Origin of the sequence: Streptomyces vulcanius (assembly GCF_042653945.1) — a bacterium.
In the GTDB taxonomy this organism is placed as follows: Bacteria; Actinomycetota; Actinomycetes; order Streptomycetales; family Streptomycetaceae; genus Streptomyces; species Streptomyces mangrovi.
In genome coordinates this window covers 1-24,198 of sequence record NZ_JBHSFK010000004.1, presented here as the reverse complement: position 1 = coordinate 24,198, position 24,198 = coordinate 1, and the positions used below count along the sequence as shown (strand labels likewise).

Here is a 24,198-nt window from a genome sequence, read left to right as displayed (position 1 = left end):
GTTCCGTCCCTCTTTTCCACGTCACCAGCCCAGCAGGCCGGCCAGCCGTTCCCGATGGTGTGCGGCGCCGCCCAGCAGTACCGCGTCCGACTGGGCGCGCCGGAAGTACAGGTGTGCGTCGTGCTCCCAGGTGAAGCCCATCCCGCCGTGGAGCTGCACGCACTCGGCGGCGACGGAGACGAACGCCTCGCCGCACCACGCCTGTGCCACCGCCGCGGCCTCGGCCAGCGCGTCCGGCGAGCCGTCCGCCAGGACCGCGCGCACCACGGCCGACCGTGCGGCCTCGACCTGGAGCAGCATGTCGGCGCAGGCGTGCTTGACCGCCTGGAAGCCGCCGATCGCCCTGCCGAACTGGGTACGGTCGCGCACATGGGCCACCGTCATGTCCAACGCGGCCTGTGCGCCGCCCAGTTGCTCGGCGGCCAGCGCCACCAGGGCCACGTCCAGGGCGCGGGAGACGACATCCGCCCCCTCGCCGCCGGCGGTCAGCGCCCGGACCCGGGCACCGCGGAAGGTGACCACCGCCTGCCCCCGGCTGAGGTCCAGGGTGGGCACCCGGCGCACCGTGACCCCCGGCTCGCGCGGGTCGGCCAGGAAGAGGTCGACGCCGTCGGTTCCGGCCGCGGCCACCACCAGCGCCTCGGCGTCGGCGCCGTCGAGGACGAACGGCGTGGTGCCGTCCAGCAGGGGGACACTGCCCTGCCAGGAGACGGCCACCGGCACGGCGTCGGCCCGCCACGTCCCGTCGGGCGCGGCCACCGCCAGGGCATGCACGGTTCCCTCCGCCAGGTCGGCCAGCGTCCTGTCGGCCGTACCGCAGCCGGCCAGCACCTGTCCGGCCAGCACGGTGGAGGACAGCAGCGGTACCGGTGCCAGTGTCCTGCCCAACTCCTCGCAGACGACGGCGATCCCGGCGAGGCCGCCGATGCCTCCCGCCGACTCGGGCAGGCCGAGGGCCGCGAGGCCCACCTGCCGGCCGAGGGCGTCCCACAACCCGGCGTCGATGCCGGGGGCCTCCTCGGACAGCCGGCGTACCGCGGCGGTGCCGCCGGCGTCCGCGCACACCGACCGAACGGTCTCGCGCAGATCCTCCAGCTCGGTGTCCGACAGGGCCGTGCCGTCGGTCGCGGTGCTTGTCATCGTGTGCTCCCGCTCTCGTCGCGCCGCTTCCGCAGGGCACTGTGTGCTGCCGCCATCCGGGCCACCGGCACGCGGTGCGCGGAGCAGGAGACGTAGTCGAGACCGAGGTCGTCGCAGAAGGCGATCGACTCGGGGTCCCCGCCGTGCTCACCGCACACGCCCAGCTTGATGCCGGGCCGTACCTCCCGTGCCCGCTCGGCCGCCAGGCGGACCAGGGCGCCCACCCCGTGCGGGTCGAGCCGGGCGAACGGGCTGGCGGTCAGGAACCCGCGCTCCTGGTAGTTGGCGAGCACCTGGCGTTCGACGTCGTCCCGGGAGAACCCGTAGGTGAGCTGGGTGAGGTCGTTGGTGCCGAAGGAGAAGAACTCGGCGTGCTCGGCGAGTTCGCCGGCCAGCAGCGCGGCGCGCGGGGTCTCGATCATCGTGCCGAGCCGGTACGGCACCTCCACCCCGGTGCGGGCGGCGACCGCGTCGGCGGCACCGCGTACGTACGCGGCCGCGGCTGCCAGTTCCTCCGGCATGCTGACCAGCGGGATCATCACCTCCAGCTCCGGCCGGACGCCGGTGGCGGCGACCTCGGCCCAGGCGGTGAACAGCGCCTCCGCCTGCGCCGGGTAGAGCCGCTCGTGCAGCAGCGCCAGCCGTACCCCGCGCAGCCCGAGCATCGGGTTCGCCTCACGCAGTTCGGCGGCCCGCTGCTCCTCGGCCGCGTCCAGGGCCTGACCGGGGGCGGGCAGGAACTCGTGCAGCGGGGCGTCCAGCAGGCGTACGGTCACCGGGCGGTTGCCCACGGCGGTCAGCAGCGCCGTGAAGTCCTCGTGCTGGGCGCGCTCCAGCGCCACCAGCGCCTCGTCGCGGGCGGTCGGGTCGGCGGCCAGCAGCACCCGGCGGATCAGCGGCAGCCGTTCGCCGAGGAACTGGTGCTCCGTACGGCACAGCCCGACACCCTCCGCCCCCAGGGCGAGGGCGGTCTCCACCTCGGCGGCCGTGTCGGCGTTGACCCGCACACCCAGCCGGCGCACGCCGTCCGCCCACTCCAGCAGGGTGGACAGTTCGGGGGGCGGTCCGGCGACACTGACGCTCAGCGTTCCCGCGTAGACGGCGCCGGTACGGCCGTCCAGTGAGACCGGGTCGCCCTCGCGCACCACCCGCTCCCCGAAGCGAACCGTCCCGGTGGCCGGGTCCACGCGCAGCCCCTCGGCGCCGCACACCGCGGGCTTGCCCGCGCCCCGCGCCACCACGGCGGCATGCGAGGCGATACCGCCGCTGCCGGTCAGCACGGCGACGGAGGCGAGCATCCCGGGGACGTCCGCCGGGGTCGTCTCGGCGGCCACGAGCACCACCCGAGTACCGTCCGCGGCCAGTTCGAGGGCACGTTCACTGGACAGCACGACCGCTCCGGTCGCCGCCCCCGGCGATGCGGGCAGCCCCTGCACCAGGAGCTCCTCCCCGCCGGTCAGCCGGAGCTGGGGGTGCAGCAGTTCCTGCACCTGCGCGGGTGTGATCCGCCGTACGGCCTCCTCGCGGCCGAGCGCCCCGTCCCGGGCCAGGTCCGCGGCCAGACACACCGAGGCCCGAAGCGGCGGGCGGAGCTGCGCCGAGGCGGCGAGCAGGGAGATCTCGTCGTCGCGCACCTCGAAGTCGACCGACACCGGCGCGCGCAGATGGCGCTCCAGGGTGAGCAGGGAGTGCTCCAGGAGCGCGGTGCCGCCCGCGAGCCGGTCCAGCGGTTCACCGGGGTGCGGCGGCGGGGCGCTGCGGCGCACACCCCGGAAGAAGGAGCCCTGTGGGGAGAGGCGGCCGGTCTCGGGATCGCGGCTGACCGCCGTGCCGTAGCCCGAGTGGTCCGCCGGGCCGATGCGCAGGGCCTGCACATGCAGGGCGACGGCCAGCTCGGCGGGGAGCCGCTGGGCCCGGCGGGACCTGCGCGCACGCGGCGAGTCCCAGCGGCCGAGGAGGGCACGGGCGGCCAGTGCGAGCTGTTGCGCCGGGTCGTCGGGGAAGGGCCGGGAGCCGTGCTCCGCCACCAGGGACAGCAGCACCTCCACCCGTGCCCGCGGCCCGGGTGTGTCCAGGAGGGCGTCGTCGAGCACCGCGGCGGGCACGTCGAGGGCGTACTCGGCGATCATCCGCACGGTGGCGGCCCACACCTCGTGCAGCGCGTCCGCTCGCCCGATGACGGCGCACAGGTCGTCGGCACGGGAGGGGGTGATACCGAGACAGGCCAGGTCGGGCGGCAGTCCGGCGATCTCGGTCGGCGCGCTTGCCGACAGGCGCAGCAGCAGCGGCCGGGCCGTGTCGTCGATGCGCCGCCCCGAGAGCTGTTCGACCAGGGCCACGGCGGCTTCGGCGGTGTCGGGTTCGCACAGCGACGCGGCGGCGCCGGCGGGCACGGTGAGCCCCGGCACGACGGGCAGGCCGAGGGCCACCAGCCGGTCCATCGCCGCGCCGTGCGCGCCCAGCTCGTCGGCGTCGAGGCCCCGGATCCGTCCCTGCCCGTAGGGCACCAGGATCCGGCCGGGGGCGGCGGAGGGAGCCTCGGACTGTGTGAGAGGGCCCGCCTCGCGGTTGGTGACGCTCAACCCCGGCCCCCGGTGACCAGCTCCTCTTCACGGACTTCGTCCTCGGCCCGGCTGATCCCCAGCACCAGCAGCAGCTCCTGGTGCAGCCGCATCCACACGGTGTGGTACGAGTCGCACAGCGGCGAGGCCAGCCACGCCGGCGCGCCGTCGTCGAAGCGGTCGAGGGCGTCCTCCAGGGCCGTCAGGTACTGTCCGCTGCCCGCGAGCACCCGGTCCAGTCGGCGCAGCACGGGCTGGATGGCCTCGTGCACGTCTTCCAGCGACTCGCGCACCCCGGCGTCGTAGACGTCGTCGGAGTGGTCGTTGGCGGTGCCGTCCGGGCGGCACTGCCAAGCCGTGCACACGTCCCGGATCTTCCGGTTGACCGGCAGGAACGCCTCGTACGCCGCGGTGATCCGCTCCTCCTGCTCGGAGCCGGCGGGAACCCGCAGGATCTGCGCGGCGGCGGCCTTGGCACGCTCGGTCGGCAGCACCACCGGCCCCTTCACCATCGCCAGCCCGGCGTCGACCAGCGGACCGTGCTCGGACTCCGGCCGACCGCGCCACATACCACGCAGAACGAGGTCGACGACGGCTTCCGTGAGGGGCTCGTCGGATGCGTCCGGAAGGTCCACGGCAGCAGATTGCATCGCCACACCTTTTCCCCGGTTCTGTGGTGACCGGTTCCTCGGTTCTGTGTTGCCCGGAGGTTACGCCCCGGCGGGTTGGTTAGTGAAGAGGAACTCAAGAAACACTTTCCGATTCCCTGGCCTCGCCCCGGCTGTCATCCGTCCTCGGGCGGCCCCGCAGGGCGAGGAACGACGCCATGCGGTCCTGTGCCTCCCGGCCGTCCGCCAGGGCGGCGATCGACCGCGCCTCTTCGGCGAGATGGCGGCGCAGCTCGTCACCGGCGCCGACGCGCAGCAGACCCTTCGCGGCGCGCAGGGCGCCGGTGGCGCCGGCGGCCAGTTCGGCCGCGGTCCGGTGTGCCGCGTCGTCCAGTTCCTCGTCGTCCACGCACCGCGACACCAGGCCCCACCGTTCGGCGTCGTCGCCGGTCAGGACCCGATTGGTCAGGATCAGGTCCGCCGCTCTGCGCGGGCCCACCAGGCGCGGAAGGAACCATGACGCCCCGCAGTCGGGCGTGAGCCCGATCGCCGTGTACGCCAGCCGGAACCGCGCGGACCGGGCCGCCAGGACGATGTCGCCGACGAGGGCGAGACCGATCCCGCCGCCCGCTGCCGCGCCGCGCACGGCGGTCACCAACGGCACCGGCAGTTCGTACAGGGCCTGTACCGCGGCGTGCGCGGCGCTCGCCACGGCGTGCACGTAGGTGCCGGTCTCCGCGCCACGACCGGCGAATGCGCGCAGGTCACCACCCACGCAGAAGCTGCCGCCCGCCGCCCGCAGCAGTACCGCGCCGCCCGGGTCCGCGGCCACCTCGCGGGCTGTGTCCCGCAGTGCCTCGGCCGTCCCCAGATCCAGGGCGTTGCCCCGCCCGGAGTCGTCCAGCCTCAGCTCGACGACTCCGTCGGGGTGGCGGACGATCCGGACCGGGTCGGTGCTCACGGTCGGGCTCATGGGTGTTTCTCCTGTCGTCTTCCCGTCGCCGGGTGCTTCCCGTCCGGGGTGCTTCCCGGCAAGATACTGAAGACGCTATACAGTTTCTAGGACGCGACGGGAGCCGATGCCCGTACGCCTGTCGGCGGGAGGCCCCGTGCCCATCCAGTTCGATGTCGATCCGGCTGTCGCTCAACTTGCCGCCTCGACGGCCGAGTTCGTGCGCGAGGTGGTCATTCCGGCCGAGCGCGAGTGCGGCGGGTCCGTGCACGACGCCCCCGCGGCAGTGCGGGAAACCCTGCAGAAAGCCGCCCGTGACGCGGGTGTGTTCGCTCCGCACGTACCGGCGCGGTGGGGCGGACACGGGCTCGACCTGCGCGGGCAGGCGGTGGTGTTCGAAGCGGCGGGCTACTCGCTGCTCGGACCGCTGGCGCTGAACTGCGCGGCCCCGGACGAGGGCAACATGCATCTGCTGGAGAAGGTGGCCACCGAGGAACAGAAGCAGAAGTACCTGCGCCCGCTCGCCGCGGGCGACACACGCTCCTGCTTCGCCATGACCGAACCCGCTCCGGGAGCGGGCGCCGACCCCCGCTCCCTGCGGACCACCGCGACCCGGGTTCCCGGCGGCTGGCGGATCGACGGGCACAAGTGGTTCATCACCGGTGCCCAGGGAGCCGGCTTCGCCATCGTCATGGCCCGGACCTCCGGCAGCCCCGGCGACCCGGGCGGCGCCACCATGTTCCTGGTCGACGCCGGCACGCCCGGCATGCGCATCGTCCGGAACATCGAGACCCTCGACGAGTCGCTGTTCGCAGGGCACAGCGAGATCGTCTTCGAGGAGTGCGTGGTGGGGGAGCATCAGGTGCTCGGCGCGGTGGACCACGGCTTCCAAGGTGCCCAGGTCCGGCTCGGTCCCGCCCGGATGACCCACTGCATGCGCTGGCTGGGAGCGGCCCGCCGCGCCCAGGACGTCGCGCTGGAGCGGGCGGGGAGCCGGATGGCGTTCGGCTCGGCCCTGGGCGACCTCGGCATGGTCCAGCAGATGCTGGCCGACTCCGAGATCGACATCGAGGCGAGCCGCGCCCTGATCCTGCGTACCGCCTGGGAGCTGGACACCGGCTCCGCCGCCGCCTCGCAGCTCACCTCGGTGTCCAAGACCTTCGTGGCGGAGGCGGTGAACCGGGTGGTCGACCGGGCGGTGCAGATCTGCGGCGCCCTCGGCATCTCGGCCGCCGACGCCCCGCTGGCCCGCCTGTACCGGGAGGTACGGCCGTTCCGGATCTACGACGGCCCGTCGGAGACACACCGCTTCGCCATAGCGCGCCGCGCGGTGCGGCCCTACCGACAGCCGAGCACGGGTGCCGCCGACGGCTGATGACGGGCTTCGGGCCGGCCGTCCCTCAGGTCAGGAACAGCTCGATGACCGGCACCTCCACCTCCGGCCGCCGCACCGGCAGCCGCAGCGTCAGGGTCCCCGCGGGCGGCGCGGACATCCGTGTGGTGTCCGGCGCCTGCCCCTCGGCGATGCTCTGCACGGCGATCTCCGAGGCGTCGTGGAGGAACTGCGCGTACCGCACCCGCCCGGCCAGCCCCGGAAGCTGCAGATGCCCGAACGGCCACGCGAACAGATGCAGATAGAGCCGGTCACCGCGCTGTGTGTAGCGGCAGTCGGGCGGAGCCGTGAACTCGCTCGGCCCGCAGCCGTACACCGCCCGGCCGTGCAGCCGCGTCCACTCACCGATGGCCCGGAAGGTCCGCTCCGCGCGCGGATCGATCAGCCCCCGCCCGGTCGGCCCGACGTTCAGCAGCAGATTGCCGTCCTTGGCGACGGTGTCGACGAGCATCCGGATGAGCAGGTCGGGCGACTTGTCGTCCAGGTTGTCACGGTCGTAGCCCCAGCTCCCGTTGAGCGTCTGGCACACCTCCCACGGCACCGGTGAACCGTCGGCGGCGCGCAGGGGCGCGTCGGGCTGGTACTGCTCGGGGGTGACAAAGTCGCCGGGGATGTCGAGCCGGTCGTTGACCAGGATCCCCGGCTGCAACTGCCGCACCATGGCCAGCAGTTCCTCCGAGCGCCAGTCGGCACGGCCCTTCCCGTTCCAGGTGTCGGGCCTGCCCTCGTAGGAGAAGTCGAAGAAGAGATAGTCGATCCGGCCGTACCCGGTGAGCAACTCCCGCACCTGTGCGTGCAGATAGTCGGTGTACTGGGTCATGTCACGGTCCGCGTTCGCCGCCTTGAACTCCTCGTCGTCGCGTTGCGGATGGTGCCCGTCGACGGGGAACTGCGGATGGTGCCAGTCGAGCAGCGAGTGGTAGAAGCCGATCCGGATGCCCCGGTCCCGTACGGCCTTCACCAGCGGCGCGATCAGGTCCTTCCCGTACGGGGTGTTGGTCACCTTGTAGTCGGTGTGCGCGGAGTCCCACAGACAGAACCCGTCGTGGTGCTTGGTGGTGATCACCAGGTAGCGCATCCCGGCCGCCTGGGCGAGCCGCGCCCACTCGTCGGGGTCGTGGAGATCGGGGTCGAAGTGGTCGAAGTAGGGCTGGTAGTCCTCGTCGGTGAGGCGCTCGCGGTTCTTCACCCACTCGTGGCGGGCGGCGAGCGAGTACAGCCCCCAGTGGACGAACATCCCGAAGCGGGACTCGGCGAACCAGGCGTGGTCGCCCGTGGGGGAGGCGTTGGACATGGTGGTCCCTTCCGTTGCTCCGTTACCGGCCGCCGAGGCCGCTGGTCGCGATCCCTCGGACTAGGTGTTTCTGGAGGACGATGAGCAGCAGTGTCGTGGGCGCCATGGAGATCACGGACGCGGCCATGACGAGATTCCACTGGGTGCCCTGCTGCCCGAAGAACAGCTGGAGGCCGAGCGGGACGGTCGCCTTCTGGTCCACCGAGTTGGTGATGATCAGCGGCCACAGGAAGCTGTTCCAGTAGTTGATGAAGGTGAACACCGCCAGCACCGCCAGTGCCGGGCGCACCAGTGGAAGCATGATCTGCGCGAAGATCCGCAACTCGCCCGCGCCGTCCATCCGCGCGCTCTCCCCGATCTCCGCCGGCACGGTCAGGAAGAACTGGCGCAGCAGGAACGTACCGAAGGCCGTGAACGCCCAGGGGAAGATCAGCGCCTGGTACGAGTCGACCCAGCCGAACCAGCGCATCAGCAGGAACATCGGTACGACCAGGATCTCCTGAGGGATCATCAGCGTCGCCAGGAACGTGACGAACACCCCGTCCCGGCCCCGCCAGCGCAGCTGGGCGAAGGCGTACGCGGACATGCTCGACGCCACCAGCACCACGAGCGTGCCGCAGGCGGCCACGAGAAAGCCGTTGAGGACGAACCGGCCCAACGGCAGAAAGGTGAACGCCTCCTGGTAGTTGGCCCAGCGCGCTACCGAGCCCCACAACCGGGGTGGGGAGCCGAACACCTCGTCGGCCGGCTTGAGCGAGGTCGCGACCATGTAGACGAGTGGCGACACGAAGGCCGCGGCGACGAGATAGACGAGCACATGCGATACGACGAGCCTCGCGCGGCCGGGCCCACGGCCATACGGCCGCATGGGTTCAGAGGTCATAACTCACCCACCTGCGCTGACCCGCGAACTGCACGGCCGTGACCCCGAGGATCAGTACGAACAGGATCCACGCGGCGGCGGAGGCGAGCCCGAACTGGAAGACGGAGAACCCCTCGTTGTAGACGAACATCATCAGCGTCTCCGTGTCGATACCCGGTCCGCCGCCCGTCAGCAGGAACGGCTGGGTGAAGACCTGGAACGAGGTGATGAGCGTCATCGTCGTGGCGAAGAACAGCGCCGGCGAGATCAGCGGCAGCCGGATCCGCAGGAACATCCGCCAGGGCCCGGCCCCGTCGATCTGCGCCGCGTCCACGAGCTGCTGAGGAATCGCGTCGAGGGCCGCGGAGAAGACCAGCATGTTGTAGCCGAAGCCCTGCCACACGCTCATCGCCACGACCGCCGCCATCGCCCAGCCCTGCTCGCCGAGGAAGTTGGGCGCATGGCTGCCGGTGGCCGCCTTCACGGTGCCGTCGATCAGCCCGCCCGGCTGGTAGATCAGCCGCCACACGATGGCGTTGGCGACCATCGGCGTCACCACCGGCAGGAAGAACAGCACCCGCAGCAGCCGCTGCCCCCTGATCCGCGGCGTCAGCCACACCGCGAGCCCGAGGGACACCACCAGGTTCAGCGGTACGTAGAGCACGACGAACAGCACGGTGTTGAACAGCGCCCGCCGGAAGACCGGGTCCTGGACGAGCGTCGTGAAGTTGCCGAACCCGGTGAACTCATGGGTGCCGGTCGCCGGCCACTTGAAGAACGCGATCACCAGCGACATCACGATGGGGAACAGCGTGAACAGCGTCAGCCCGGCCAGGCCGGGTGAGGCGAAGAAGGCGGCGGCGCGCCCGTCACCGCGCCGCCGCCGACGTCGGGCGTGCCCGGTGGGGCGTTCGGCCGCCGCCGGCTGACGCGGCCGGAGTACGGTGTCGGACCGCACGTCAGCCCGTCCCCGCCTGCTGCTCGACCTGTTTCAGGACGCTCGCACCGGACTCCTGACCGTTGAACGCCTCAATCCCGTACTGGGAGAGCAGCTTGGTCACCTGATCCCAGTTCTTGGTGGTCCTGAACGGTGTCGCCGACCTGTTGGCCGCGTCGATGACCTCCTGCGCCCCGGCGAACGCGTTCTTGTACCACTGGTCCTGGACGGCCGTACGCGCCGGGAAGGCCCGCCCCAGGGCACCCAGCTCGCCCAGCACCTTGGCGCTGGTCATGGTCCTGATCGCCTGGAACGCCTGGTCCGGGTACTTGCAGGACTTGGAGATCCCGAACCCCGACCCGGCCGAGTACGTCTTCGTCCCGTCCGGCCCGGCGGGGATGGTCGCCAGGCCGACGTCGAACTTGGCCTGCTTCTTGAGCGAGAGCACCGACCACGGCCCGTTGACCGACATCGCCACGTTCCCGTTGAGGAACTGCGTGTCGGGGAAGGCGTCGTCCACCCCCGGCACCTTGGGTGCCACCTGCTCCTTGGCCGACAGACCGGTGTACCAGTCGAAGGCGCTGACCATGGACTTGTCGGTGAGCGCCAGCTTGCCGTCTTCGCCGACGGGCTCGGCCCCCGTCCGGGAGAGCAGCATCGGGAACATGTACAGGTCCACCGGATACGCCGCGAACCCGTACTTGCCGTCACGGGTCAGCTTCTTGGCCGCCGCCTCGAACTCGGCCATGCTCCAGCCGACCTTCGGCGCGGGCACACCGGCGGCCTTGAACATGTCCTTGTTGTACGTGACCACCAGCGAGCCGAAGTCGTACGGCAGCGCGTACTGCTTCCCGCCGGGCGCCAACCCCTCCATGATCGACTTGTCGAAAGATCCGATGTCTAGCTTGTTCTTGGCGATGAGATCGTCCAGCGGCAGCATCCCGTCGGTGTAGCCGCCGGCCCGCAGGCTCTGCATGGAGACGATGCAGGGCGCACTGCCTCCGGCGAGCCGGGTGCCGAGCTTGGTGAAGTAGTCGGCGAAGGGGGAGGTGTCCAGCTTGACCTTGATCTTCGGGTTCTCCGCGGTGACCTCGTCCGCCACCTTCTGCCAGGCGTTGCGGTCGTCGGTGCCGGAGGCCCACATCGACCAGGTGAGCGTGACCTCGCCGTTGGCTTTCTGGCTGCCGCCAGAGCTCTGACCGCTGCTGCCGCACGCGACGCAGCCTGCCCCGATGACCACCGTGGCGAGCCCCGTGACCAGGGCTCTTGTCGTCCGATTCGTACCTGTCCTGCTACTTCCCGGGGTCTTGCCCATCGCTGCTCCAGTCAATAAGCTCAGGGCCGATTTAATTAGCGCGAACGTAGGCTTGCCGTGTGGCACTGTCAAGGGATTGGACGAAAAGACACCCGATGAATCCGCGCCGTGCCGCCGAGCAACCCACCGCCCGCCCGACCCGCCGCACCACCGGCACTTCCGCCGAACGGGGTGACATCACCCGCGTCGAGATCCTGGCGCTGCTCTCCACGGCCGGACCGCTGGACCGCCGGCAGATCGCCAAGTGGCTCCAGCTGGGCGTGGGCACCGTGCACGAACACACCAGACGACTCCTGGAAGCCGGCTACCTCCAGGCCCTCGAACCGCAGTCCGGCACCGTCGGCCGCCCCCGCATCCCCCTGCGGATCGTCCCCGAAGCCGCCGCCACCCTCGGCATCCGCATCGCCACGGACCATGTGGTCGCGGTGGTGGTCGGCCTGGACGGCCGGATGGAGGCCTCCGACGTCCACCCCTTCGATCCCGCCCCCGCCGCCGACCCGATCGCCCAGCTCCTGCGGATCATCCGCGGCTACCTCGACGACCCCGCGCTGAGCCCGCGCCTCAAGGCCGTCGGCGTGGCCACCCCCGACACCGTCGACCCGGACACCGGCTATCTCCGCTTCGCCCCCCGCTTCGGCTGGACCGACTTCCCCCTCGGCCGACTTCTGCGCGACCAGCTCCCGCTCCCCGTACTCGTCGACAACGACCTCATCGCCAGCACCACCGCTGAACTCCTCTACGGCGCGGGCCGTGAGTACGACGACTTCCTCGTCCTCGCGCTCGGCGACGGAGTGGGCCTCGGAGCGGTACTGGAGCGCCGGGTACACCGGGGCCCCGGCGGACTGTCCAGCGAGTTCGGCCACAGCCCGGTCCGCGACACGGGAGTGCTGTGCGGCTGCGGCGCCCGCGGATGTCTGGAGACCTTCACCAACGACCAGGGCATCCTGCGTGAGGCGCGTCGCCGGGGTCTCGCCACCGAGGACACGGACATCGCGGAGATCCGCACCAGGGCGGTCGCCGGGGACCAGGGCCTGCTGTCCCTCCTCGCCGACATCGGAGTGATCCTCGGCCGAGCCCTGGCCGGCGTCGTGAATCTCCTCGGCACGCCCACCATCGCCGTCATCGGCGAGAACCACGCCCTGTGGCCCGGCCTGGAACCCGGTTTCCTCGACACCATGCGCACGAGTCCGATCACCGCGGCACACCGGGTGAAGGTGGTCGTACGCCCCTGGCACGACAGCCAACACGCCCACGGCGCGGCGACGTTGGCACTCGGAGCCCCCGGCACCCTCACTCGGGAATGAGGACGAAGGCGACGACAGGGGCAGGCGGGACTCTCGCAACACGCCCAGGACCTGTCCGTCCGGTCAAGTCGCAGGCAACCCCGGTGCCTGTGCAGCGCCGCACCCCGCGTCTGCGGCATGACCGGCCGGACAGGTCCTAGCGGCCGGCCAGCTTGTTGATCTTGCGGATCTGTCCGTCGAAGGCCCTGGCGGGAATGATGCGGCGCGCCGCGCTGATGCGCCGGGCGTTACGGCTGGCGCCGTACCGCAGTTTCGGCTTGGAGTCGGTGGCGGCCGCGACGATCGCCTTCGCGACGGTGGCGGGGTCGTCGCCGTCCTCGTTGAACGCCGCCGCCACCTGGTCGGCGATGCGCCGCTGCTCCGCGTAGATCTGCAGGGGCATGTCGGGCTCCACGGCGTTCGCCTCGAACGAGGTGTTGGTGCCGGCCGGCTGGACGAGAAGGGCCCGGACCCCGTGCTCGCGGATCTCGTGGTCCAGGGACTCGGTGTACCCCTCGATCGCGTGCTTGGACGCCGCGTAGGCGGCCATGTAGGGCTGGGGGATGAACCCGAGGATGGACGAGATGTTGATGACGCGCCCGCTTCCCTGGGCGCGCATGTGCGGCAGGACGGCCTTCGTCATGCGCATCACGCCGAAGACGTTGATGTCGAAGACGCGCTGGGCCTGCGCGACGGAGTTCTCCTCGTCGGCGCCCGAGGAGCCGATGCCGGCGTTGTTGACCAGGACGTCGATCCGCCCGAACCGGTCGATCACCTCGCCGACCGCGGCAGTCACCGACGCGTCGCTCGTCACGTCGAGGGCGAGGAACGTCACGCCGTCGCGACGGCCGACGCCCGATGTCTTCCGGCTCGTTCCCACTGTCTCGAAACCCGCTGCGGCGAGCGCGAGCGCGGCGGCCTTTCCGATACCGGAGGACGCACCCGTCACGAGTGCCACCGGCCCAGTTGTTGTCATCACGGTCTCCCAAGCTCATTGGATTATGTTCATAATTCTATTCATGGAGGACCCGTGATTGGCAAGTGGTCCGAGGTCGCGAGAGATGGGAGCCGTCGGCGGCCTGGATGCGGGCGTCCGCGACGAGGGGCGGTCGTCGGACGAGGGTCGGTACGAGCCGGGCGCCGGTCATGCCCGGGAGTCACGGCGGCCTGGTGGGAGCGGTGGCCGGAGCAACTCCCGCGCGCCGGACAGTTCATGTCGCCGCAGACACTCACTCCCTCGCGGCGATCCATTTCGCTGTCCCGTCGCAGACGATCCGCCGGCCGGAACAGGACATTGGTGTCGCGGTGGTTGGGTCCTTCAGCAAAATGGCCGAATCCAGGTGTGGCCTGTGTGACTGTTGGCAACCAATATGTTTTGCAGGAGGCATTGCCACGCTCGGTCCTCGCCCTTTTCTCTTTCCGAGGGTGCATCACGATGCGGCGCAGCAACGGGCACCTGTGAATCGGATTCGACGGCTGATCCCCTTTCGGAATGCGGCCGGTCGTCCCTCACGACAGGAAAGGCATCACCATGTCACCCTCGCCGCATTCGGCGCTGGAGCGAATCCGTCCTGGCCTGGCCGCGATCGCAGCCGTCACCGCCGTTGCGACCTGCGGCCTGCTCCCGTCGTCGGCGACGGCCGCGGTACCGTCCGCACCCCGTACGGGAGACACCGGAGTCGGCACCCCCCGTGAGGTCGCCGCGCCGTCGGCCGTCAGCACCCTGTCGGACAAGTGGACGACGCCGTGGGGCATTTCCTTCCTGCCGGACGGCAAGTCGGCGCTGGTGACGGAACGCAACACCGGCGTGGTCTGGACGGCCGCGCTCGACGGATCCAAGAAGCGGGTCGGCGCCGTGCCCAACGCGGTGTGGAGCAAGGAGACGCAGGACAAGGGCGGCCTGCTGGGCGTCGCCGTGTCACCGACCTGGGACGGCACGACGGACCGGGCCGTTTTCTTCATGGAGACCACGGCCGCCGACAACCGTGTCGTGCAGATGAGCTTCGACGGGACATCCCTGAGCGACTACACCCCCGTACTCACCGGAATCCGCAGGGACACGCAGCACAACGGCGGAAAGATCGCCTTCGGTCCCGACGGATATCTGTACGTCACCACCGGCGACGCGCAACAGCCGAAGCTCGCCCAGGACAAGGACTCGCTCAACGGGAAGATCCTGCGCATCACCAGGACCGGTGCTCCGGCTCCCGGAAACCCCTTCGGAACCCGCGTCTACAGCTACGGTCACCGCAATCCCCAGGGCCTGGCCTGGGACAGCGACGGGCAGCTGTGGGAGACGGAGATCGGCCACGAGACCTTCGACGAACTCAACCTCGTCGAGCCGGGCCAGAACTACGGCTGGCCCACCTGTGAGGGGTCCTGCTCCGCCACCGGGATGACGAACCCGAAAAAGGTCTGGAGTCCGAGCGAGGGAGGCGTGCCCGCCCAGATCGCGATCGTCGGCAACGACATCTACGCGTCGACGTTGCGCGGCCGACGGCTGTGGAAGATGCCGATCGACAGCACCGGCAAGGACGTCCGATCCGCGAAGTCGTACTACGGCGGCGACTACGGCCGATTGCGGGCGCTCGTCAAGGTCCCCGGCGCCGATGAGCTCTGGCTGGGCACGAGCGACCGCGGCACCGACAAGGACCTCATCCTCAAAGTCACCATCGGGTGATGTCGGTCCGTCAGCAGGATGGGGGAATCCAAGTGGCCCTCGCGAAATTCGGTGATCGATACTGCTTGCAGGAGTCATCGCCATGCCCATCGCGCTCTTTCTCGATTCGGCAGCGGATTCCTTCTCGCATTTCGGCCCGCCGTCTTCACGACAGGAAAGGCATCACATGTCACGCTTGGCGCATTCGGCGCTGCATCGGATCCGTCCGGGCAGAGCCGCTATCGCTGCCGTCACCGCTCTTCTCGGCGCCTGCGTCCTGCAGCCGGCGTCGGCGATCGCGGTAGCGGAGAACACCGCATCCCAGACGACGGACGGGACAGTCACCCGGGCCGACAGCCGTGCCCCGTCGGGCGTGTCCGTCCTCTCCGACAAGTGGACGAGGCCCTGGGCCATCTCCTTCCTGCCCGGCGGGAAGAAGGCCCTGGTGACCGAGCGTCGCACGTCCACGGTGTGGGTTCAGCACAGTGACGGGTCCAAGAAGAAGGTGGGCACGGTGCCGAACACCGTGGCCCCCTCTCCCACCCGCCGGCTCGGAAGCGGCGGACTGCTCGGCGTGGCCCCCTCGCCGACCTGGAACGGCACCACGGACAGGGACGTCTTCTTCGTCCACACGGCCGCCTCCGACATCCGGGTCGCGAAGATGCACTTCGACGGCACCTCCCTCAGCGGCTACACCGTCGTACTGGGCGGAATCGCCCGGGGCGGGGACCACAACGGCGGCAAGATCGCCTTCGGCCCCGACGGCTACCTGTACGTCAGCGTCGGCGACGCCCTGAAGGAGCGTCTCGCGCAGGACAAGAACTCGCTCAACGGGAAGATCCTGCGCATCACCAAGAGCGGTGCCGCGGCGCCCGGCAACCCGTTCGGCAACCGCGTCTACAGCATGGGCCACCGCAATCCCCAGGGCCTCGCCTGGGACGACCGGGGCAGGTTGTGGGAAACCGAGATCGGCGAGTCCACCTGGGACGAACTCAATCTGGTCACCCCGGGCGCGAACTACGGCTGGCCCACCTGCGAAGGGTCCTGCTCCAAGGCGGGCATGACCAACCCCAAGAAGGTCTGGCATCCGGACCAGGGAGGCGTGCCCGCCCAGATCGCGATCCAGGGCAACGTCATCTACGTCTCGACGCTGCTGGGCCAGCGGCTGTGGGCGTTGCCGATCGACAGCACCGGCAAGGACGTCGGAACGGCGAAGTCGTACTACAACGGCGTCTACGGCCGGCTGCGGGCCATCGCCAAGGTCCCCGGCGCCGACGAGCTCTGGCTCGCCACGACCGACCGCGGTGACGACAAGGACCGCATCCTCAGGATCAGTACCAAGTGACCTCCCCCCTCGACCGACTCCTGACGCAGGAGTGAAGTCACCACCCCCGAAAGGAAGGTACGCACCATGACCGACACCATCGAGCAGCCGGAGCAGTCGGCCGGGACCATCACGGAGCAGACCGACAAGGCTCCCTGGCAGACGCCCGGGTACACGGTCGTCGACACCGCACTGGAGGTCACCGCCTACTTCGTCTCCACCCGCTAGTCCGCCGCGATGCTGCTGCAGGTGCTCGGCACCGCGGCCGGCGGCGGCGTCCCGCAGTGGAACTGCGCGTGCCCCGGGTGCTCCGGGGCACGCGCGCGTCCCGAGCGGCGCCGCCGTCACGCCTCGCTCGCGGTCCGCACGGACGAGGGCCGCTGGTACCTCGTCAACGCGACCCCCGACATCGGCGACCAGATCGAAGCCCACCCGGCGCTCCACCCGGGGCCCGGCCCCCGGCAGACACCGATCGCCGGAGTCGTCCTCACCGACGCCGAACTCGACCACACCCTGGGCATCGCGCGGCTGCGTGAGGCCGAGAGCCTGGAGATCCACGCCACGGCCCCGGTCCGCCAGGCGCTGAACGACCGCCTCCGCCTCGGCGATGTACTGGGCCCCTACACCGCTCTGACCTGGCACGACCTGCCGTGCCACGGAACGCGGCCGCTGAGCGGCGACGCCTTCGGTCCGCCCGGCCGAGGCGTGCGGATCAGCGCCGTCCCCGTGTCCGCCAAGCGCCCCCGCTACACCGCCGACGCTCCCGAGGACGACGCCTGGGTGGTGGCCCTGCGCCTGTACGATCCGGCCACCGGCAGGTCGGCGGTCTACGCTCCGGCCGTGGCCGCGTGGTCCGACGCGCTGCACCGGGTCGCCGCCGAGGCCGACTGCGTCATCGTCGACGGCACCTTCTGGGACGACGAGGAACCGCGCCGCACCGGTATCTCCTCCCGCACCGCCACCGGCATGGGGCATCTGCCCATCGACGGACCGGGCGGCACCGCCGGCATCCTCGCCACGCTGTCCGCCCGTTGCCTGTACACGCACCTCAACAACACGAATCCCCTCGTCGATCCCACCGCGGCGCAGCACAAGCGGCTCGCGGGACTGGGCATCGAGGTGGCCGACGACGAGATGGTGATCGAGCTGTGACCACGGCACTCGCCGCCCTGACGGAGCCCTGGAGCCCCGCCGAGTTCGAGGCCCGCCTGCGCGCGGTGGGCCAGGAGCGGTACCACGACCGCCACCCCTTCAACGTCCGCATGAACGAAGGCGACCTCAGCCCGGCGGAGGTGCGCCGCTGGATCGCCAACCGCTTCCACTACCAGCGGCACATCCCGGTCAAGGACGCGCTGATCACCGCGAAACTGGACTCCCCGCGGCTGCGGCGGATGTGGCTGAGGCGGATCGAGGACCACGACGGCCGCCGGGAGGGCGAGGGGGGTATCGAGCGCTGGCTGCGGCTCGGCGAGGCGGCCGGCCTGGACCGCGAGTGCCTTGAGGCGAATGAGTCCGTACTGCCGGGTGTGCGGCTGGCGGTGGACGGCTACGTCAACTTCTGCCGCCTACGCCCGCCGCTGGAGGCGGTCGCGGCATCGCTCACCGAGCTGAACGCTCCCGACCTGATGCGCCTGCGCATCGACGCCTTCGAGCGTCACTACACCTGGATCGAGCAGTCCGGGCTCGACTACTTCCGCACCCGCGTCGACCAGGGGCGGCGCGACAGCGGCGAGGCCCTCGCACTCGTCCTGGAGTGGGCCCGAACCCGCGAGGACCAGCAGAAGGCCGTGGCCGCGCTGACCTTCAAGTGCGACGTGCTGTGGGCCTTGCTCGACGCCGTGCAGCAGCCCGGGCAGCAGGACCGGGACGATCAGCCGGAGCTGGACGGCCTACGGGGGCGCAGGTGATGCCGGAGTCCGAGAGCCCATGGCGTCCCGCCCTCGCCCCTGCCCTGATGCTGCGGCACGACAGTGTGCGCGGCACGGACCTGCTGCTCCTGCCCGAACGCGTCGTCGTCCTCGAAGGACACGCCGGCCAGATCGTCGGCCTGTGCGACGGCACGCGCACCGTACGCGCGATCGTCGACGAACTGGCCGAGCGCTACCCGGGCGCCCCGGTGGCCACCGAGGTCCCCTCCTTTCTCGACCGCCTGCACCAGGAGGGCTGGCTCAAGTGACCACTCCCGACACCGCGGATCCGGCCCGCCCCTGGGCCCTGCTCGCCGAACTCACCCACGCGTGCCCGCTCCACTGCCCGTACTGCTCCAACCCGCTGGAACTGGCACGCCGCTCGGGTGAACTGAGCACCGGGGAGTGGACGGACCTGATGCGCCAGGCCGGCGCGCTGGGCGTCGTGCACACCCATCTCTCCGGCGGCGAACCGCTGCTGCGCCCCGACCTGGAACAGATCGTCGCCGCCGCCGAGGCCGCCGGGATCTACACCCAACTGGTCACCAGCGGCACAGGCCTGGACGAGGCACGGCTGAGCGCGCTGTGTGATGCGGGGCTGCGCAGTGTCCAGCTCTCCGTCCAGCACGCGGATCCCCGGGCCAACGACCGGATCGCCGGACGCCCGTCCTCCTTCGCCGTCAAGGAGCGGGCCGCAGCCCTCGTCCGCCGGGCCGGGCTTCCCCTCGGCCTCAACGTGGTTCTCCACCGTGACAACCTCGACGCCGTCGACGACCTCATCGAGCTGGGCGTGACCTGGGGCGTGGACCGCATCGAGCTGGCCAACACCCAGTTCTACGGCTGGGGCCTGCTCAACCGTGCCGCGCTGCTGCCCGCACGCGACCAGCTGGTCCGTGCTCGGGAGACCGTCGAACGCCGGAGGGAGCGGCTGGCCGGGCTCATCGACCTGGTCTGGGTCGTCCCCGACTACTTCGACGGCGTCGCCAAGCCCTGTATGGGTGGATGGGGAGCGGTCTCGCTCACCGTCGCACCCGACGGCACCGTCCTGCCGTGCCCGGCCGCCGCCTCCGTGCCCGACCTCGACGCGCCCAATGTCCGGGACCGTTCGCTCGCCTGGATCTGGGACCACTCTGCGGCCTTCAACCGCTTCCGCGGCACCGGCTGGATGACCGGCCCCTGCGGCGGCTGTCCCCGCCGGGAGGAGGACTTCGGCGGCTGCCGCTGCCAGGCATACGCCCTCACCGGTGACGCCGCCCGCACCGACCCGGCGTGCGGGCTGTCCCCCGACCACCACATCATCCGCACACTCGCCGACCACAGCTCCTCCCAGGTACCGCCCCCGTACGTCTACCGCCGCCCAGGAGCGGTACCGGAAGCGCACTGAGGCCGGGGCCGGAAGCACCCGCTGGGCGGAGAAGGGCGACCAGGGCGCGGGAGGAGACCGGCGTCAGCGCCCTGTTGGAGGAGGGTGTCGGCGGCGATGACCCGCAGACCCTGCTTCTCCATGGCGGGCAGCCGTGACAGATCTGCCCTCGTCCCGTCGGACAGGTCGAGCCGGCTGGTGCAGTCGGCGGCGCCGGCGAGTCTGCTCAGGCCGGGGATGGTGACCCAGCCCGGTGACTTCCGGTCCGGGAAGGTGTCGTCGCGGTACAACTGGGCGGTGAAGCCGTTCGCCGCCCAAGCCGCCGCGCCGAGCCTGCCGTTGCCGAGGGGGACTTGAGCATTCATCGGGGCTCCTCCGCGGACGTGTGTCCGAGACGGCCTGAACGAGCGGCTGATTCGGCTGGGACGCCAGTCGTGATGGTTGTCATCGCAATGATCGACATGCGAATGATGTGTATGAGGCCGGATACCGTCTCCTTGGCAGGAAAAGCCTCAGTCGAGCGCCCGCGTGATCGCCGCCGCCGTCGCGGAGAGGGCGCTCACCCACTCCGTCACCCGGTCCCGGTGGAACCGGGCGCTCGGCAGGGCGAGGGCGATGGCCGCGAGGGGCGAACCGTCTGGGGCCCGTAGCGGGACGGCGAGTGCCGTGAGCCCGGTCTCGGTGCGCTGGTCGTTGATCGCGAACCCGCGTCTGCGTACGAGGGCGAGTTCCCGACGCAGTCGGGGGAGGTCCACCTCGGTGTCACCCTCGTACAGGGCCGTGACCTCGTGGGGTGGCAGGGCCGCGAGGAGGGTCTTGCCGCCCGAGGTGAGATGCGCGGGCAGGACGCGTCCGGCCCTGCTTCCCACGCGCAGCACCTGCGCGGATTCCGCGGTGGCGATGAACCGCGTCTGGGCTCCGGCAAGCACCATGAGGTTGACCGACTCCTGCACCCGCTCCACGAGTTCCCGCATGTGCGGCAGGGCCGCCTCGCGCAGCAGCGCCACCGGTGCCTGCGTGGCCGCCGCCGGGCGGAGCACGTCGCCGGCCTCGTAGCGCCGGTCGGGCCGCTGCTCGGCGAACCCCCGGTAGACCAGCATCGCGAGCAGCCGGTGCGCCGTAGACGGTGACACCCCCAGCCGGTCGGCGGCGTCGCTGACCCGCAGGGGGCCTTCCTGCTGGAGCAGGATCGCCAGATGGAGCGCGTGGTCCACCGACGCGATCGGGTAGGGCGGTTCGTTCTTCACAGCAGAAAAAGTTATCCCGCCGAACAGAATTACGCCAGGCTGGAAGCCACCGACGCCAGGATCGCGGGAGAACACGCATGACAACACAGGTCACCTCACCGGTGCGCGTCCGGGCCACCGATGCCGCCGACCAGCCCGAGCGCACCCCGGAGCTGGAGGCCCTCTACCGCACGTTCGAGAAGCAGCTGCTGATTCCGCTGTGGACGGAGATCGGCGAACTCATGCCGTCGCAGCCGTCGTCGAAGGCTTTGCCGTACCTGTGGCGCTGGCAGGACCTGCTGCCGGCGGCGGCCCAGGCGGGAGAGCTGGTCCCGGTGGGCCGTGGCGGCGAGCGACGGGCGATGGCCCTGGCCAACCCGGGCCTCGGCGGCCGGCCGTTCGCCACCCCGACGCTGTGGGCGGCGATCCAGTACCTCAACCCGGGCGAGGACGCCCCCGTCCACCGGCACACCCAGAACGCCTTCCGGTTCGTGGTCGAGGGCGAAGGGGTGTGGACGGTGGTCAACGGTGACCCGGTCGCCATGCGGCGCGGAGACTTCCTGCCGCAGGCGGGCTGGAACTGGCACGGCCACCACAACCGCAGCGACCGCGCGATGGCCTGGATCGACGGACTCGACATCCCCTTCCAGCACTACACGGAGGCGACGTTCTTCGAGTTCGGCCCGGACGAGGTGGAGACCCGCGAGGCACCGGAACACTCGCGCTCCGAGCGGCTGTGGGCGCATCCGGGCCTGCGACCGCTGACCCACCTGCGGCCCACCCCGTCGACCCCGCTGCTGGCCTACCGCTGGGAGTACACCGACCACGCGCTGTCCGAGCAACTGGCGCTCGAGGCCGACGGCCACGCGGTGACCGTGGAGCCCGGCCACGCCGCAGTCCGCTACACCAACCCCACCACGGGCGGCGACGTCCTGCCGACCCTGCGCACGGAGTTCCACCGGCTCGCTCCCCACACCGAGACCTCCCCCCGTCAGGAGACCGGTTCCTCGGTCTTCCAGGTCTTCGACGGCTCCGGCCGGGTCACCGTCGGCGCGGCCGGCTGGACCGTCGAGCGCGGAGACCTCTTCGTCGTGCCCTCCTGGCAGCCCCTGTCCCTCGCGACCGAGACCGGCATGGACCTCTTCCGCTTCACCGACGCACCCGTCTTCGAACGACTCGACCTCCACCGCTCCCACCAGGAAGGCACCCAGGCATGAAGCTCGCGACCATACGCACCGAGGACGGACTGCGCGCGGCGCGCGTCGAGAACGACGGATACGTCGACATCGGCCCCGGAGACGTGGGGGAACTGCTCCGCCGCGAGGACTGGCAGGCCGTGGCCGCGGCGGCCGACGGCCCGGTCCTCCAGGTCGAGCCGTCCCGGCTGGCACCGGTCGTCCCGCACCCCGGGAAGATCGTCTGCGTGGGGCTGAACTACCGCACCCACATCACGGAGATGGGCCGCGACCTGCCGGCGTACCCGACGCTCTTCGCCAAGTTCCCCGAGGCGCTCATCGGCCCGAACGACGCGCTGACGCTGCCGCCCGAGTCCGACGCGGTGGACTGGGAGGCCGAACTCGTCGTGGTCGTCGGCCGCAGCGTCCGGCGCGCCGGCCGGGCCGAGGCCCAGGCGGCCATCGCCGGATACACCGTCCTGAACGACGTGACCCTGCGCGACTGGCAGTTCCGCACCCGGGAGTGGCTCCAGGGCAAGACCTGGGAGGCCACGACGCCCCTCGGCCCCGTCCTGGTCACGCCGGACGAACTGCCCGCCGACGCCGAGATCAGCTGCGCCATCGACGACGAGGTGGTGCAGAAGTCCACCATCAGCGATCTGCTCTTCGACGCCGCGGACCTCGTCGCCTACGTGTCGACCATGATCACCCTCAACCCCGGGGACATGATCGCCACCGGTACCACCGGGGGAGTGGGACACGCCCGCAAACCCCCGCGCTACCTCAAGGACGGCCAGACCGTCGTCACGCGCGTCGAGGGCATCGGCGAACTGGTCACCCTGGTACGCAGGGACGGGACGTCGTGACGAAGGCGACACCATCGACGTACCTGGAATGGATGACCCAAGGACACGAGTACTTCCAGTCCTGCCTGATGCCGCTCCCCGACAAGGATCTGGAGGGACCGAGCCGCCTGCCCGGCTGGACCGGCAGGCACCTCCTCTCCCACCTGGGCCACAACGCCCGGGCGCTGGCACGCCTGGCGCACTGGGCGGCGACGGACGAGCCGACACCCATGTACCCGAGCACCTCCGCCCGGGCAGAGGAGATCGAGGCCGGGGCCGCCTGGCCGGTACCCCGGCTGCGGGACTTCGTCGTGGAGGAACAGAACCGGCTGACCCACGAGCTCGACCGGATCGCCGACGACCGGTGGGACGCTCCGGTCGTCACCGCGCAGGGCCGTACGGTCCCGGCGGCCACCATTCCCTGGCTGCGCGGCCGCGAGGTGTGGATCCACGCCTGCGACCTGCCGTCCGGCGGTGACTTCAGGGACTTCCCGGACTCCTTCACCGACGCGCTGATCGAGGACGCGCTCGACCGCCGCCGCGGTGTTCAGGCGGTGAACATCGACGTCCGCGCCACCGACCGCAAGACGCACGGCGACGACGACATCGTCACGTGCGTGGAAGGCCCCGCCGCCGACCTCGCACGCTGGCTCACCCGAGGAGAGGAGTCACCTCGGCTCCGCACCGGCACGGGCGCCCCCCTGCCGCAACTGCCGCCCTGGCTGTAGACGGCTCCTGTCATTCCCATCCCCATGATGAGCTCGCCCTCGGCGGCCTCGGAACCAGCGGTCCAGGTCTTGGCGCCGATGATGGGGACGCCCTCACCGATCTTCTCCGGATCGGCGGCATAGGCGTTGCAGTGACGGGCCAACCTGGAGATCGGCGGCGAGGTCCTGATCGACCGCGTGGTCCGATCCTGTCGGCGGGGTCAGCCCAGGGTGGTCGAGTACAGCTCGGTGCGTGTGGCGGAGAAGGCCCGGTCCGGCTTCGGCAGCACGTACGGGGCGCGGGTCATCGACTCCACCCCGCCGGCCACGGCGATGGAGTGTGAGGCCATGCGGGCGACGTTGCGGTTGTCCTCGCCGGCGCCGTCGGCGTTGCCGAGGCAGACGTCCTGGACGATGTACACGCTTCATGGCTGGATCTCCTGCGGGATACGCACCTTGGCGGAGGTCTTGGCGACGATCTCCTCGACGCCCACTCCGGGCGCGGTTTCCACCAGGAGCAGCCCGCCCCGGATCATGCCGAAGGACAGGGAGGAGTCGAAGAAGGAGGCACCGGGCAGGACCGTGACCGTCTCCTTGCCCGCGTTGATCAGGTCCGGGTCGACCTGCTCCTCGGTGGGGTAGGGGCC

The 24,198-nt window shown here is 70.8% G+C and carries 23 protein-coding genes and 2 pseudogenes; 12 read left to right on the top strand and 13 right to left on the bottom strand.

Translation table 11 applies throughout. The features are described 5' to 3' along the window. Window positions 1-21 precede the first annotated feature (21 nt). The 4 genes from ACFPIH_RS07055 to ACFPIH_RS07040 form a co-directional block, all read right to left on the bottom strand. Window positions 22-1,140 carry an acyl-CoA dehydrogenase family protein gene (locus ACFPIH_RS07055; RefSeq protein ID WP_381169277.1) on the bottom strand — a complete coding sequence of 373 codons (1,119 nt, stop codon included), beginning with the start codon at window positions 1,138-1,140 and terminating at the stop codon, window positions 22-24. Continuing rightward, window positions 1,137-3,722 (bottom strand): putative PEP-binding protein, encoded by a 2,586-nt coding sequence (locus ACFPIH_RS07050; protein ID WP_381169275.1) that lies wholly within the window; start codon window positions 3,720-3,722, stop codon window positions 1,137-1,139. Before ACFPIH_RS07050 ends, ACFPIH_RS07055 begins: the two co-directional genes overlap by 4 nt. After that, window positions 3,719-4,351 (bottom strand): hypothetical protein, encoded by a 633-nt coding sequence (locus ACFPIH_RS07045; RefSeq protein WP_381169273.1) that lies wholly within the window; start codon window positions 4,349-4,351, stop codon window positions 3,719-3,721. Before ACFPIH_RS07045 ends, ACFPIH_RS07050 begins: the two co-directional genes overlap by 4 nt. 94 nt (window positions 4,352-4,445) lie before the next feature. Next, complete coding sequence (locus ACFPIH_RS07040) at window positions 4,446-5,282, bottom strand: enoyl-CoA hydratase/isomerase family protein (RefSeq protein ID WP_381169271.1); 837 nt, start codon at window positions 5,280-5,282, stop codon at window positions 4,446-4,448. Window positions 5,283-5,418: 136 nt separating this feature from the next. Between ACFPIH_RS07040 and ACFPIH_RS07035 the strand changes: the two genes are divergently transcribed. Next, window positions 5,419-6,636 carry an acyl-CoA dehydrogenase family protein gene (locus ACFPIH_RS07035; protein ID WP_381169269.1) on the top strand — a complete coding sequence of 406 codons (1,218 nt, stop codon included), beginning with the start codon at window positions 5,419-5,421 and terminating at the stop codon, window positions 6,634-6,636. Window positions 6,637-6,661: 25 nt separating this feature from the next. Here ACFPIH_RS07035 and ACFPIH_RS07030 read toward each other — a convergent pair whose 3' ends face one another. From ACFPIH_RS07030 to ACFPIH_RS07015, 4 genes are read right to left on the bottom strand one after another with little or no spacing between them, the layout of a single operon-like run. Then, window positions 6,662-7,948, bottom strand: a complete 1,287-nt coding sequence (locus ACFPIH_RS07030) for an alpha-L-fucosidase (RefSeq protein WP_381169267.1) — start codon at window positions 7,946-7,948, stop codon at window positions 6,662-6,664. Between the two features lie 22 nt (window positions 7,949-7,970). Continuing rightward, window positions 7,971-8,831, bottom strand: a complete 861-nt coding sequence (locus ACFPIH_RS07025; RefSeq protein WP_381169265.1) for a carbohydrate ABC transporter permease — start codon at window positions 8,829-8,831, stop codon at window positions 7,971-7,973. Then, complete coding sequence (locus ACFPIH_RS07020; RefSeq protein ID WP_381169263.1) at window positions 8,821-9,768, bottom strand: carbohydrate ABC transporter permease; 948 nt, start codon at window positions 9,766-9,768, stop codon at window positions 8,821-8,823. Before ACFPIH_RS07020 ends, ACFPIH_RS07025 begins: the two co-directional genes overlap by 11 nt. Window position 9,769: 1 nt before the next feature. Further along, entirely contained in the window at window positions 9,770-11,062 is a 1,293-nt protein-coding gene (locus ACFPIH_RS07015) for an ABC transporter substrate-binding protein (RefSeq protein ID WP_381169261.1), read from the bottom strand. A gap of 95 nt (window positions 11,063-11,157) precedes the next feature. On the opposite strand from ACFPIH_RS07015, the gene ACFPIH_RS07010 reads away from it, so the two are divergent. Beyond that, the gene (locus tag ACFPIH_RS07010; protein WP_381169259.1) at window positions 11,158-12,366 is read left to right on the top strand and encodes an ROK family protein; all 1,209 of its coding nucleotides are present in this window, start codon (window positions 11,158-11,160) and stop codon (window positions 12,364-12,366) included. Between the two features lie 136 nt (window positions 12,367-12,502). On the opposite strand, the gene ACFPIH_RS07005 is transcribed toward ACFPIH_RS07010, so the two are convergent. Next, a complete protein-coding gene (locus ACFPIH_RS07005) occupies window positions 12,503-13,321 on the bottom strand; it encodes an oxidoreductase (protein WP_381169257.1) in 819 nt (272 codons plus the stop codon). A gap of 555 nt (window positions 13,322-13,876) precedes the next feature. Here ACFPIH_RS07005 and ACFPIH_RS07000 point away from each other — a divergent pair. The 7 genes from ACFPIH_RS07000 to pqqE all read left to right on the top strand — a co-directional run bounded on the left by ACFPIH_RS07000 (window position 13,877) and on the right by pqqE (window position 19,619). Further along, complete coding sequence (locus ACFPIH_RS07000) at window positions 13,877-15,025, top strand: PQQ-dependent sugar dehydrogenase (protein ID WP_381169255.1); 1,149 nt, start codon at window positions 13,877-13,879, stop codon at window positions 15,023-15,025. Between the two features lie 166 nt (window positions 15,026-15,191). Then, window positions 15,192-16,349: a PQQ-dependent sugar dehydrogenase gene (locus ACFPIH_RS06995; protein WP_381169253.1), complete on the top strand. Its 1,158-nt coding sequence runs from the start codon at window positions 15,192-15,194 to the stop codon at window positions 16,347-16,349. A gap of 66 nt (window positions 16,350-16,415) precedes the next feature. Further along, entirely contained in the window at window positions 16,416-16,556 is a 141-nt protein-coding gene (gene pqqA / locus ACFPIH_RS06990; protein WP_381169251.1) for a pyrroloquinoline quinone precursor peptide PqqA, read from the top strand. A 9-nt stretch (window positions 16,557-16,565) separates the two neighbouring features. Then, window positions 16,566-17,480 carry a pyrroloquinoline quinone biosynthesis protein PqqB gene (gene pqqB, locus ACFPIH_RS06985; RefSeq protein WP_381169249.1) on the top strand — a complete coding sequence of 305 codons (915 nt, stop codon included), beginning with the start codon at window positions 16,566-16,568 and terminating at the stop codon, window positions 17,478-17,480. Beyond that, window positions 17,477-18,235, top strand: a complete 759-nt coding sequence (gene pqqC / locus ACFPIH_RS06980; RefSeq protein WP_381169247.1) for a pyrroloquinoline-quinone synthase PqqC — start codon at window positions 17,477-17,479, stop codon at window positions 18,233-18,235. The genes pqqB and pqqC overlap by 4 nt, the downstream gene beginning before the upstream one ends. Further along, window positions 18,235-18,504 carry a pyrroloquinoline quinone biosynthesis peptide chaperone PqqD gene (pqqD, locus tag ACFPIH_RS06975; protein WP_381169245.1) on the top strand — a complete coding sequence of 90 codons (270 nt, stop codon included), beginning with the start codon at window positions 18,235-18,237 and terminating at the stop codon, window positions 18,502-18,504. The genes pqqC and pqqD overlap by 1 nt, the downstream gene beginning before the upstream one ends. Then, window positions 18,492-19,619: a pyrroloquinoline quinone biosynthesis protein PqqE gene (pqqE, locus tag ACFPIH_RS06970; protein WP_381169958.1), complete on the top strand. Its 1,128-nt coding sequence runs from the start codon at window positions 18,492-18,494 to the stop codon at window positions 19,617-19,619. Before pqqD ends, pqqE begins: the two co-directional genes overlap by 13 nt. Here pqqE and ACFPIH_RS06965 read toward each other — a convergent pair. Next, window positions 19,583-19,963, bottom strand: a complete 381-nt coding sequence (locus ACFPIH_RS06965) for a hypothetical protein (RefSeq protein ID WP_381169243.1) — start codon at window positions 19,961-19,963, stop codon at window positions 19,583-19,585. The genes pqqE and ACFPIH_RS06965 overlap by 37 nt on opposite strands. A gap of 147 nt (window positions 19,964-20,110) precedes the next feature. Beyond that, entirely contained in the window at window positions 20,111-20,845 is a 735-nt protein-coding gene (locus ACFPIH_RS06960) for an IclR family transcriptional regulator (protein ID WP_381169241.1), read from the bottom strand. A 77-nt stretch (window positions 20,846-20,922) separates the two neighbouring features. On the opposite strand from ACFPIH_RS06960, the gene ACFPIH_RS06955 reads away from it, so the two are divergent. Genes ACFPIH_RS06955 through ACFPIH_RS06945 form a run of 3 tightly spaced genes read left to right on the top strand, consistent with a single transcriptional unit; the run spans window position 20,923 to window position 23,572 of the window. Further along, window positions 20,923-22,041, top strand: coding sequence for a cupin domain-containing protein (locus tag ACFPIH_RS06955; RefSeq protein WP_381169239.1), 1,119 nt, complete (start codon window positions 20,923-20,925; stop codon window positions 22,039-22,041). Next, window positions 22,038-22,865, top strand: a complete 828-nt coding sequence (locus ACFPIH_RS06950) for a fumarylacetoacetate hydrolase family protein (RefSeq protein ID WP_381169237.1) — start codon at window positions 22,038-22,040, stop codon at window positions 22,863-22,865. The genes ACFPIH_RS06955 and ACFPIH_RS06950 overlap by 4 nt, the downstream gene beginning before the upstream one ends. Before the next feature lie 32 nt (window positions 22,866-22,897). Next, window positions 22,898-23,572 carry a maleylpyruvate isomerase family mycothiol-dependent enzyme gene (locus ACFPIH_RS06945; protein WP_381169235.1) on the top strand — a complete coding sequence of 225 codons (675 nt, stop codon included), beginning with the start codon at window positions 22,898-22,900 and terminating at the stop codon, window positions 23,570-23,572. Between the two features lie 203 nt (window positions 23,573-23,775). Here ACFPIH_RS06945 and ACFPIH_RS06940 read toward each other — a convergent pair. Continuing rightward, window positions 23,776-23,964: pseudogene (locus tag ACFPIH_RS06940) on the bottom strand (3-oxoadipyl-CoA thiolase); the annotation flags it as partial. A gap of 66 nt (window positions 23,965-24,030) precedes the next feature. Then, window positions 24,031-24,198 (bottom strand): annotated as a pseudogene (locus ACFPIH_RS06935) (CoA-transferase); the annotation flags it as partial.